This window comes from Shouchella rhizosphaerae (assembly GCF_900142675.1).
Lineage (GTDB): Bacteria > Bacillota > Bacilli > Bacillales > Bacillaceae_D > Shouchella > Shouchella rhizosphaerae.
The window spans coordinates 228126-239958 of record NZ_FRBS01000006.1 but is presented as its reverse complement, the minus strand read 5'-3'; the positions used below and the strand labels follow the sequence as shown (position 1 = coordinate 239958).

The following is an 11833-nucleotide window of genomic DNA, read 5'->3' as shown; positions in this document are numbered from 1 at the left end:
TCACTCCCTTCATTCAAGTAAATGAAAAGACTTAAAGCAAAGTGGTCGAGCTGTGCATGTATCTTAAAATGAGCGAATTTTTATGTCGATCATTCGAGCATCGCTTGGCACGAATGTTTCACTCAGCGCTTCCACCTGCAGACGCACGTCGTTTTGTTTGCTTTCCTCGGCTAGCCCTTCTAGGTAAATTCGATCTCCAGCAGATGTGCCGATCAGCTCTTTGCCGTGCTTTGTTTCCTTATAAATGCGGTAATGGTGGACGTCGCTTTGTTTTTCCCAAACGAGCTGAATACCACTTGGATCTGGATCGTACTGGTGTACCTTCACGTTTGGAGCTGCAGGCTTTTCGCTATCAGCAACTACCGCCAGTTGTCCAATATAGAATTCTGCCAGCCCAGTCTCGTTCCCTTCTGCTGCAAATGCCAGCCCTGTTATCGTCTGGCCAGCAAACGCATCTAGTGGAAACGTCGATTGCGTCCATCCATTTATCGATTCGCGTTGTTCTCCTTCCACATAACGGAATTCCTTCTCATCATCTAAACGGAAACCTACTTTTAAATCGTTGCCGTGCTCGCTTTTATATGTCCATGTTAGCGAAGTGCCTTCGCTTATCGGCAACTCTGTTTGGTACAGCTCGATTTGCGCTTGTTCTCCTTCCGCTAATGAGCCATGCCATTGTAACGAGCTTCCCCCTTCAAACGCTTCTTCCCAAGAAAATGCTGCTTCCAAATCACCGCCATGCTGAATCCAACGCCATGTAGGCAACACATCTTGAAGGCTGCGGTTATTCCATTCCTGTTCCGAAACGGTTTTTCCTTCTGCCACAAACTGAGTGCCGCTCCCCGTATTAAAATGAGTCACAAATGGTACGGACGTAGCGGTGCTTTTTGCGGGAAACCAGTGCGCCATGCCAGGCCAATCTGCCTGGCTGTCTGTTTCGGCTGGATTGCCTGTCGAGCCAACCCAAAATTGTTGTTCTTTTTCATAAAACGCTTCCATTGTTTCGCTTGACTGAAACGCCCAATCTGGGCGGTATAACCCAAGTGATGTATGCGCCTTTTCTCCTTCAGGAAACAGGCCTTCCCATTGAACAGGGGTGCTTGTCCCTCGTGCTTCCACATCTACTCCGGCATAGAGGTCATACGGCGACCTGCCAAGTGCTTGTGCCAATTCGTTCGATTGGCGCTGGTCGCGCCACCAAAAGTTCAAAAACATGCTGTCGGCGACGCGGGTTGAGCCATTTTGCAAGTACATTTTATTTCGATCCGTTAAATGGTTTTGCCAAGCGATCGCCCCCGTATCAATCATCGAGTCATACCACATGATGTGCATGCCTTCTGGCTTTTGTTCCTGCAAATAAACGAGAAAAGCTTGCATGGCTTCGGCTGTTGCTTGGTCCGCCCCTTCTGTTTCTTGGTTAATAAACCAGCCGTCGAACCCGTAATAGTCTGCGACTTCCAGCAATTTATCAGCAAGAGGGAAAGAACCGTCGTCCTCTTGCTCTAACATTTGTTCTAGCCACTCTAGCTGCCCTCCATAAACCGTCGGCGGGAAGAACACATTCCCTAAAATGGGCACCCCGTTTCGGTGCGCTGCGTCAATGACATCGGCACTTGGCGGAACGATAATGCCTTCGCCAGCTGAACCAGCCCAATAAACCATCAAATCTGTATACTGCCAATAGCTGAACGTATTTTCATAGAAAACCGGCGCTCCTTGCGACGGAACGCCTGATGTATGCCTGTTTAACGCGGATAACGAAACAAGGCGTGCGTCCTTGTCTGCATTACCATTTACCCCATCTGCAACGCGGACTGGCTCCAACGGAACATGGCTTTTGTTAAATAGCGCGTCTGGATCATTCTCTGGTTCCCATTGGGCAAGCTCCTCTGGAAACCAATAGGAAGACAGCGGGCCATTGTACGTGGATGCGGCAACTGGATCATCCTGGAGCAATACACACGCTGTGCAAACAAGACCGACTAAAACAGTTTTTCTCAAACTTCAGCTCTCCCTTCAATTTCAATGCCATTCTATGACACTATACGCTTTCCGCCTTGCTATTCCTCGTTCCCCGACGCCATTCTATGATTTCTCCAGCTTTCTTTGCTTTTTCCAATTAAAAAAGGGGAGAACCCCCCTTAAGAACCGCCCACTTCAATTGTTTTTAATTCATAAGGCTTTATCGCAAAGGCTATTTCTCCTTCCTGCCAATCGGATAGCGGTTCCTCCATTAAATTCACTTCACGCCATTTTCGGACAGGGCCATGCCAATCAATGACCACCTTACCACTTCGCCCTTCAAACTCATGCAAACGGATGATCGAGCTTGCCCCATCCTCCGCTTTCTTGATTGCGTCTAGATGCACATGACTTAACCGTACCGAAAGCAATTTGTGAACGGCTTCCGTTTGTTCGGCTATTAGCGGTGCGTTTAAATCCCATGCTTCTCCTTGTGTATTGGCCTCTCGCCAGTCTCCACAATGAGGATAAAAGGCGTACGTAAACGCGTGCTTTCCTTGGTCTGCTTCCGTGTCGGGATAAGTCGCTCCCTTTAATAATGACAGTCTGAGGACATTGCCTTTTATGTCGTAACCATATTTGCAGTCGTTCAACAAGCTCGCTCCGTAGCCGGTTTCAGCCAAATCTGCCCACTGGTGCCCAACCGATTCAAATTTCGCCATGTTCCACGATGTATTCCAATGAGTCGGGCGTTCCACATTTCCAAATTGGATGTCATACGTGGCCGCGGTTGCCCGGACATCTACTGGAAATGCGACTTTTAGTAGTTTTTGTTGTTCATGCCAATCAACATTTGTCGAGAAATCGATTCGTTTTGAGTGGGCATAAAACAAGATATCCTGTTCAATCGTTGTTCGGTGATACGTATAAGACACGCGTAAAACAGCCCGGAGCGGACCGATTTCAATGATCTCCATGCCTTGGAATACCGGTTCGCAAGGTGCTTTCTCTTGGTAAAACAAGTCGATGTCCCATGCGTCGTGGGCCAGTGGTTTATCTTCAAACAATTGCAGCACGTTCGCTGCTTTTCCTTCAGGCAAGACATGGCGCCTGGCTTCTTTGTCATACAACGCAGCGATTTGCCCCGCTTCATTCCACTCTACTTCGTAAAAAGGTGTGCTTAGCGTACCATCGCGCCAAATAAAAGCCGTTTCCAGAGCTTGTTCCTCCGCCTCTTGTTTCACAGACAAACGAACGGAGCCAACAGCAGCTTGCGCTTGGAGAAGGACGATCCAGCCATCATCAACTTGCTGAGCGGGCAATCGCTTGGCGCCATCGTAAATACCTAATCTGTCTGCTTGTAAGCCTGGTATGTGGACGAGTCGCGGCATCTCATAAGATCCTGGCACCCATACAGACCAACCGTCTTCGATAGCCTTGCCTGCCAGTTCCGCCTCTGCCGCTTTCATATACGCCCATGCTTCCGCATATTCGACTTCCGCGTCTTGATACACTTCACGTATCGATGAACCTGGTATAATGTCATGAAATTGGTTACGAAGCACGATCGTCCACGCATTTTTTAGCGCCTCAGCTGGATAACCACGAAACCCCTGACGCCATGTTTTCGCGACAGCACGCGCTTCAAGGGAACGAAGCGCTAATTCGAGCTTGCGATTGTGCCGTTTAACCAATCCCTGCGATGTATATGTGCCGCGGTGATATTCCAAGTACAGTTCGCCATCCCAGCGATGCACATATTCTTTTGCATTCGCTACGGTTTCATTTAATTGCTGGAAATACGTCCCGGCTTTCCCTGGTTTCACATGAGGAAGGCCAGGCACTTCATCCAGACGCCTTCGCAGCTCCAACATATCCCGATTGACGCCACCACCACCGTCGCCATAGCCATACGCCAACAATAGCTCTTTGTTAATCGCTTTATCGCGGTACCCTTTCCACGCGCCAAGCACTGTTTTCGCTTCAATTAGTCCATTGTACGTATAAAACCACGAGTCTGCCGCATTCCACGGTTCGGGTGTGGTAATAAAGTGCGTCAACATGTCAGTGCCGTCTAAGCCACGCCACCAAAAGGTGTCATGGGGCATACGATTGTATTGATTCCAGCTAATTTTGGTCGTCATAAACGAAGAGATGCCAGCCAACTTTAAAATTTGCGGCAACGCCCAGCTGTAGCCAAATACATCTGGCAACCAAAGCACGTGGCAATCACGGCCAAACTCTTCCTTTATAAAGCGCTTTCCAAACACAATCTGGCGTACAAGCGACTCGCCGCTCGGAATGTTGCAATCAGCCTCGAGCCACATGCTGCCTTCTACTTCCCATTGCCCTTCTTGAATCCGTGCTTTGATTTGTTCATAAAGCTCTGGGTAGTCTTCTTTCACATAGGCGTAGAGCTGCGGTTGTGTTTGTAAAAATAGGTAGTCTGGAAATTGTTCCATTAGCCTTAACACTGTCGAAAACGAACGTGCCGCCTTTTCTCGCGTATGAACAAGGCGCCAAAGCCAGGCCACGTCGATATGGGTGTGCCCGAGGCAGTGAATGGTGACCGGATGGTTTTTCTCATTTGCTGCCAATTCACTGCGCAGCTTTTTTTGTGCCCGTTCGCATGATTCGTAGAATGATGGACTTTGTGGCCTCGTCCAATCGATTTCATGAAACGCTTCATTCAGCATGCGCCGCAATTCTGGACGGTGTGGCTCGTCCTCTGGCAATTCTTCGATCGCTTGCCAGATTGCCAAACCAGTAAAATACAAGTCGTCTGTCGCTTCGTCAAGCCATGCCAACTCTGCTTGTTCTAGTTCATAAACCTGTTCTCTAGGCGGCCCCCCGCCTTCAAGGCCTGTCCACATCCGGAAAGCCAGTTCCAACTTCTCGCCTGCTTGCCCTTTCGGCAGCCAGACTTCTTCATGGTTAGAGTCGACTCCTTGATACGGCTCCCCATTTATGAACAACAACGATTCAAACCCGGAGTTTGTGCCACCGCCAGTCCGGCCGAAGCGGAATCGGCCTACCGGCTGCTTGTCTCCCCAATTGCTAGGAATGTCCACTGTCGTGTATAGCCAAACATAGCGGTCACGGCCACCCCAACGGCTTCCAAGTGTAACCGTTTCTGCACCCTCACTCGGCACTCTTGGATAGGCGCCAACCGCATCGTCCCCTTCCTCCATGGCGAATGATTGTATCACAATGGGATCACGGTATCGGTATGCTTTTAGCTCATTTAGCCGTGCTGCCAATTTTCGTTCCGTCAAGAACATCATTTTTCCCTCCTAAAACCTTTTTTGCTCGATGACGTTCTTTAGCCACCAGCCGCTTTTTTTGATGGTTCGATGGCCACCTTTTTCAAGATCGACGGCAACCAAGCCGTACCTGTTCTTGTAAGCATTCAACCATGACCAGTTATCCATAAACGTCCACAAATGGTAACCTCGGACATTGGCTCCTTCCTGCAATGCTTGATGGACCCATTTGAGATGCCCTTTTATAAACTCGATTCGGTAATCGTCCTCAATAACCCCCTGCTCGTTACGAAATCGTTCCTCGCCTTCGACACCCATGCCATTTTCAGAAATAAAGCACTCAATGTTTCCGTAATGGTCACGGACATTAATAAGCAAATCATAAATCCCTTTTTCATAAATCTCCCACCCTCTGTGAGGGTTCACTTTTCTCCCTGGCATCTCATACGGATCAAATAAATGCTCTGGCATAAACGGGGCTGCTGGATTCGGCAAATGCTCCTTTGCCTTAACACGACGGGGCTGGTAATAATTCACTCCAAGCCAATCAATCGTATTTTGGCGAATCAGTTCGGCATCTCCGTCTTCTACCGCAGGTAAAACGCCCAATTTTGCGATTAAACGAACGAGTGCAAACGGATAATGCCCTTTGACAGCCGGATCAAGAAACGAGCGGTTAAACAACAAGTCGCTGATACGCGCGGCCTCTACGTCTGCAGGGTGATCACTGCGTGGATAAGAAGGCGTCAAATTTAAAATGAGCCCGATCTTCCCTTTTTGCTCGCTTGCCCGAAAGGCAGCTACTCCTTTCGCGCTTGCCAGCATCGAATGGTAGGCCACTTGTACAGCACGCTTAAAATCAACCACATTGGGATAATGCATATTGTACAAATAACCAGCCTCTACTGGCACAATTGGCTCGTTTTGTGTAAACCAATGGGTGACTTTTTCACCAAAGCAATCAAAACAAATACGGGCATACCGAGCGAAGGCATCCACGACATCGCGGTTTTCCCATCCGCCTTTTTGTTGGAGGGCCAGAGGCATATCGAAATGATACAAGTTCACCATTGGAACGATGCCGTTGGCGAGCAGTTCGTCGATGACATGTTCGTAAAACGACACTGCTTCCTGATTGACCGCTCCGTCGCCGTCTGGAATCAGCCGCGACCATGAAATCGAAAAACGGAAAGAATGGTGACCCATCTCTTTCATTAGCTTGATGTCTTCCTGATAACGATCATAAAAATGGGACGCCTCCTCCGGACCGATTCCTCCGTGGAAACGCCCCGGTTCTTGCTCATGCCAATAATCCCATATGTTTTTCCCTTTTCCGCCTCTAGAAGCCGCTCCTTCCATTTGCGTCGCTGAGGCTGCTGTGCCAAAAAAGAATGAATTTGGGAACCGATACGTTGTCATCCCTCAACCTCCCTCCGAATGCCCTCATTATAGCGTTTCCTTGTAAAGCGCTTCCATGAAATCACAATTGTCCTTTAAAAATTTCAATGGAACCATGTTTTTTCCATGCCGTTCCCTTACTAAAACGTTGCTGTTTAAATTGGATATCGTTACGACTGAGCTTGCCGAATTGAAAACAACCGCCAAGTGTATGCTTTGTTTATATTGGTTCAAAATAAACGTTACAGGAGAGTGATTTTATGACTTTAAACAAGCTTCTATCTGGATTACTTGTTGTTATTTCTATATTTACAGGTGGTGTGGAGGACCCTTTAACCCCGGATCCAAACAAACCTTTAGGCGACGTTCTCCCAATTGAAAAAGCCGTACAAGAATTTAATTACCTGTACGGGATTGAAGTGGTTTTACCTCAATACTTACCGATTCATTACACAACTCAAGGTGGGTCGATTGATCAAGGTTCACTAAGAGTCGACTATATGGACCAATCGAATAATGAATTACTAAGTATAAACGTTTTTGTCGGGGAAAAACATCTAGAAAGTGAGAAACGGGCTAAAGAAGTATTACTAAATAAAAATATTACAGGCTATCATTTCATTATGCCTGATTCCAACATCAATTTCTTAATCTTTAGACAGGATGGGTTAACCTATATCATTGCACTAGCCTCACACTACAAGGATAATAAGGTGGATGAACTAATCAAAATCGCCAATTCATTACGATAGGGGAAGTACACCAAATTTATTTTGTCGTGATCGGGATAAAAATTTCAAAATGAGGATCTTGCAAATCTCGATCCTTTGGATATCGTTCATGCTTAATTGGCAATGGATCATAATAGTGTCTATTTGGATCTTGAAAAGGTTTATAGTCACTCTCAGCTAACCATTGCTGAATATGCTCGTACGTTTGGCCAATCATTTCTCCTTTTTGATGAGTTGTAACGAAATACGTCATTTCAGGCACGTATAGTTCTACCATTCCTTCAAGGAGAGGCTGTGTGCGTTTTACTTCAAATACCGAATAATGTTCAAAGCCATCGTTTCTAGTATGATACGATAATCCAAGCTGGATATTTGGATTTATGACATCCTTTAACTCTTCTACTCGATGTTCCATTGTATGGATAACTTCTTTTAACTGACTGACATCTGAATAGGGACCATTCCATTTCATCCCCATCGCTCGATAAGCGGGCAAAGTGACAATATCATAGTGAATTTTTTTCATCGAATGCACTCCTTTCCTTCTCTCGTATTTTCTCTCTCTATTCCATTCGTCTTTTTCTAGTTGACTCCTTCATTGTATTTTCCAATACTTTAAATATAAAAAGAACGGCCCATGAAATAAACGTCAGGTACCGTTCCTTTTGCTATTTATTAGATTTATGCACTAGTCGCTTAAAAAGCAGCACTCCAGCCAGAATCTGCAGTGACAACAGTGCCGTTAACAAAGCTTGAGTCGTCCGATGCTAAAAAGAGCGCGACTTGTGCGATCTCTTCTGCTTGGCCAACTCGAGGCATGACCTCACGTGGCGCTTGCAAGCGACTAGCGCCAAATTCGTTAATGTTTTTTAAAGTTGCGGCAATGTTGGTTGCGACACCGCCAGGGGCAATGGCATTGCAGCGAATTCCTTTTTCTGCATACATATAGCCTGTATTTTTAGTAAGGCCTACAACAGCATGTTTGCTGGCAGTGTAGGCAGCGCCAGCATGAGCGCCATTAAGACCGCCAGAAGACGCTACATTCACAATCACGCCTTTTCCTTTTTCTAAAAAAAGAGGAAGCGCTTTGCGTGTTGCGCGCATAACACTTTTTGTATTCACGTCAAAAAGAAGGTCCCATCTTTCGTCGCTAATATCGCCAATTGGTTCAAAGCCATCCATAATGCCCGCATTATTCACGAGAATATCGAGCGTGCCATATTCATTTACAGCGTGATCGATCATTTGGTTTACATCGTTTAACTCAGCGACATTCACTTTCACCGCAGTCGCAACGCCACCAGCATCGACAATCTCTTTGACAACCGCTTCTGCTCCATCCAAATTCAAATCTGCGACAACGACTTTTGCCCCTTCACTCGCATATACTTTTGCAATTGCTGCGCCCATGCCAGAAGCCGCGCCTGTTACGACTGCCACATTGTCTTGAAGTTTCATGTAAAGCCCTCCTTATGTTAGCCATAGACAAGTCCGAAGCTTTCTTGTAAGCATTCGACTTTCCCACGACTACACAACCTTTATAAATTCATGTTAGGCGTTTTCAACGAAAGGGGCAATGAACAATCTCGGCCAAACTGTAAATAAGACAACACATTTGGCAATGATGTCAATTAAAATTTATAACGTTATCAACTGGGAGATTCTGCAGGTTTAAATGGGTTTAAATCAATGAGCTGTTGTGCTAATTCTTGTGGCGCATAAGGCATATCGTGGGCGAGCCACATCAATATTGTTCCAACTAGCGCCGATGTTGCATACCAACTTGAGATATCAGACGGCGTCTTAAATACGAGAAAACGATTCGTCCCGTCTTTCTTCACACAGTCTTCCGTATGAGCAACTAGTTGATGCATTAATTCCATTAGTTTTGGGGTAAAAAAAGGGATGTGTTTTGACACAAGCAATGCTTTATAGATTTGCGCATTCTCGGCAATATGTTCGAGCAACAAAACCAAAGAATCCCGTGCTATGCCTGGCTGGTAAGATTCCACATTCGCTTTAGCCGTCAAAATTTGGTGAATATCTGCTAGAAGTTCATTTAAAAAGCTTTCGACTAAATCATGAATATCTTTATAGTGTGAGTAAAACGTGACACGGTTGATTTCAGCTCGCTTTGCAATGGCGTTAACCGAGATCTTGCTATACTCCTTTTCTTCAAGCAAGGCAATAAAAGCATTTCGGATTGATTTTCTGGTGCGCAAGACACGTAAATCTAAATAGGATTTATTTTCCACGCTTTCACCCCCAATAACTCAACACATGTAAATTATACTACAGTGTCGATCGATCTGGTTATGACAAATATGGGGTAATTTTCTCCGTAAAAGCTCTTATCGACTTATAGTACAACGAACTAGGAATAGTGCTTCGCTGTCGTATAGTTTGGATAGAGGGTACTAAAAAAGCTGAACTGTACGCCCAGCTTCAGACTGTAGACAAACGCCTGCATACGTCGTCGTTTAGAAGACGAATGGAACCCCCGAAAAGTCTTTTGCGGCCACGAATCACTTTAACGCTGTGAAACGGCCGCGAGAAATCGGGTTGCCTCCTCGGCCTTTATGCACTCTTGGACAATGTCACGATGGTCAAGTACATAAAGCAATTGGTTATAGACACGTTCTAAATCTTCGGTGCTGCCTTGTTTGACACATAATAAGCATACCAACTGGACCGGTTTTCCATTCCAGCTTACCGGTTCTTTTAAGGTGACAAAAGCTAGGAATGTTTTTTCTGTTTGTGGTGTAATCGGGTGTGGGATCGCGACTAAATTTCCGTACGCGGTTGAGGCAAGATTTTCCCGTTTCACTAGTGCTTCATAAAAGCCTTTGCTTACCACCCCTCTTTCTCGTAATTGTTTATCCAGAAACCGGAGAACGTCCTCCTTGCTTTTGAGCGATTGTTGTAAAAACACAAGGCCTGCTTCGGTATAAGAGAGCAAGCTGTCACCGTGTCTTAACTGGATTTCAATTCGTTCTAAGTCTTCCGTGCCTAATATCGTATTCACCTCTACTACAGGGACTGGCATCTTTTTTTTAATAGGGATAGAAGTGACGATTAAATCAATATTTGTTAAGTCGGCTTGGTCGATTTGGTAGTATTCAGTCGTATCAACAATAAAAAGCCGCTTCTTAAAATTGGCTTCTAATTTATACTTTAATAATTGAGCGCTGCCTCTGCCCGACGCGCATACAATTAAGATGCGCTTCGGTTCTTTTTGTTGGTTGCGGCGTTCAAGGGCAGCTCCTATATGAAGGGCAAGGTAGCCAATTTCGTTTTCATCAATGCTGATGCCAAGCTTATCTTTAATTACTGCTTGGCCAATGACAGCTGCTTCAAAGGCCAGCGTATAATGCTGTTTAATATCGGCTAGCATTGGGTTGCGAATATTCATGCCGTAACGGTAACGGTTGATCGCGGGCTTTAAATGGAGCATAAGGCTAACAAGTAGCTCTTGGTCATTTGCAATGTTCAAATCGAGCTCCCTCTCCACTTTCTCAACGATAGCCTTGGCAAGCTTATAATACTCATCATCAAACACTTTTTTTAAGTTATCGTTTGCTTGCTCGTTTTCTGCAACTAGGCGAGTGCCTAATAAATGAATAGCAATATAAGCAATTTCCATTTCAGGAAAGGATACCCCAAGATGCGTGTTAAGACGGGCAATCATTTTTTGGGCAACGTAATATTCATGTTGGCTGCAAATATCCGACATATCTTTTCGGTAAAGGGAAATATGATGGCCTGCTTCGATTCGTTTAAAGGCGATGACAATATGAATAAATAAATTATTAATAGCAATATCAGACAACGTGACTCCATTTTCTTGCATCGTCGTCACCAAAATGTCCCAAATGTCGGCCAATTGTTCTTCTTTCATAAACGCCGTCAATTGCAGGCTTGTTAAATCAGCCGCAACGTTTTTTCGTTCAAACACATACTCAGCCATGCAAAACCGGCGCTTAAGTTCATCACCTTTAAGATATAAACCGTAATTGGGCCTTGTAGCAACTTGAAGCCCGTACCTAGCTAAAATCAATTTGGCGTTTTTTAAGTCATTTTGCAAACTTGATTTGCTAATAAACAGATCATCAGCTAAGTCGTCTAATTTAATATACTCTTCAGCTAGCAATAGTTTCTGAATTAACCAGGTCACTCGCTCTTCTGGGCTGATCGGGGCGCCGTGGTTGCCCGTCGTTTCTCGTTGTAAAAATTGGCGGAACTGCGCCTCATCTTCAATCGTCAGCTTATAGCCTTTGCCAGGCACGGATTCAATGCCAGCATGAATTTGCGATAACTCACTTTGCAGTTGTTTCACATCTTCACGCACTGTCCGCGGTGTAACTTGGTTGACGCTGGCCAAGTAACGGCTGGTGACGTACCCCTGTGTGCCAAGCAGCTCTCTTAAAATTGATTGTAAGCGTTGATTCATGATGCCCTCCTTCCTGTGAAAAGAACGCA

At 45.6% G+C, this 11833-nt stretch carries 8 protein-coding genes; 1 reads left to right on the top strand and 7 read right to left on the bottom strand.

The window, feature by feature from the left end; all coding sequences use genetic code 11:
* Positions 1–63: 63 nt before the first annotated feature.
* The 3 genes from BUC05_RS17455 to BUC05_RS17445 all read right to left on the bottom strand — a co-directional run bounded on the left by BUC05_RS17455 (position 64) and on the right by BUC05_RS17445 (position 6644).
* On the bottom strand, positions 64–2001 hold the full coding sequence (locus tag BUC05_RS17455) for an endo-beta-N-acetylglucosaminidase (protein ID WP_073305532.1): 1938 nt from the start codon (positions 1999–2001) through the stop codon (positions 64–66).
* Between the two features lie 140 nt (positions 2002–2141).
* A complete protein-coding gene (locus BUC05_RS17450; protein ID WP_073305530.1) occupies positions 2142–5243 on the bottom strand; it encodes an alpha-mannosidase in 3102 nt (1033 codons plus the stop codon).
* A gap of 12 nt (positions 5244–5255) precedes the next feature.
* On the bottom strand, positions 5256–6644 hold the full coding sequence (locus tag BUC05_RS17445) for a glycoside hydrolase family 1 protein (RefSeq protein ID WP_073305528.1): 1389 nt from the start codon (positions 6642–6644) through the stop codon (positions 5256–5258).
* A gap of 239 nt (positions 6645–6883) precedes the next feature.
* On the opposite strand from BUC05_RS17445, the gene BUC05_RS17440 reads away from it, so the two are divergent.
* Positions 6884–7375 (top strand): DUF4367 domain-containing protein, encoded by a 492-nt coding sequence (locus BUC05_RS17440; RefSeq protein WP_073305526.1) that lies wholly within the window; start codon positions 6884–6886, stop codon positions 7373–7375.
* Positions 7376–7391: 16 nt separating this feature from the next.
* Here the strand turns inward: BUC05_RS17440 and BUC05_RS17435 are convergent, their stop codons facing one another.
* From BUC05_RS17435 to BUC05_RS17420, 4 genes are all read right to left on the bottom strand, one after another.
* Positions 7392–7880, bottom strand: coding sequence for a GyrI-like domain-containing protein (locus tag BUC05_RS17435; protein ID WP_084140086.1), 489 nt, complete (start codon positions 7878–7880; stop codon positions 7392–7394).
* A 170-nt stretch (positions 7881–8050) separates the two neighbouring features.
* On the bottom strand, positions 8051–8812 hold the full coding sequence (locus tag BUC05_RS17430) for an SDR family oxidoreductase (RefSeq protein ID WP_073305523.1): 762 nt from the start codon (positions 8810–8812) through the stop codon (positions 8051–8053).
* A gap of 191 nt (positions 8813–9003) precedes the next feature.
* Positions 9004–9609: a TetR/AcrR family transcriptional regulator gene (locus BUC05_RS17425; protein WP_073305522.1), complete on the bottom strand. Its 606-nt coding sequence runs from the start codon at positions 9607–9609 to the stop codon at positions 9004–9006.
* 275 nt (positions 9610–9884) lie between these two features.
* A complete protein-coding gene (locus BUC05_RS17420) occupies positions 9885–11804 on the bottom strand; it encodes a BglG family transcription antiterminator (protein WP_084140085.1) in 1920 nt (639 codons plus the stop codon).
* Positions 11805–11833: the final 29 nt, after the last annotated feature.

Excerpts from the sequence above, each read along its gene's own strand:
- BUC05_RS17450 (WP_073305530.1), bottom strand. The coding sequence starts at position 5,243 with ATGTTCTTGACGGAACGAAAATTGGCAGCACGGCTAAATGAGCTAAAA.
- BUC05_RS17445 (WP_073305528.1), bottom strand. The coding sequence starts at position 6,644 with ATGACAACGTATCGGTTCCCAAATTCATTCTTTTTTGGCACAGCAGCC.
- BUC05_RS17440 (WP_073305526.1), top strand. The coding sequence starts at position 6,884 with ATGACTTTAAACAAGCTTCTATCTGGATTACTTGTTGTTATTTCTATA.
- BUC05_RS17435 (WP_084140086.1), bottom strand. The coding sequence starts at position 7,880 with ATGAAAAAAATTCACTATGATATTGTCACTTTGCCCGCTTATCGAGCG.
- BUC05_RS17430 (WP_073305523.1), bottom strand. The coding sequence starts at position 8,812 with ATGAAACTTCAAGACAATGTGGCAGTCGTAACAGGCGCGGCTTCTGGC.
- BUC05_RS17420 (WP_084140085.1), bottom strand. The coding sequence starts at position 11,804 with ATGAATCAACGCTTACAATCAATTTTAAGAGAGCTGCTTGGCACACAG.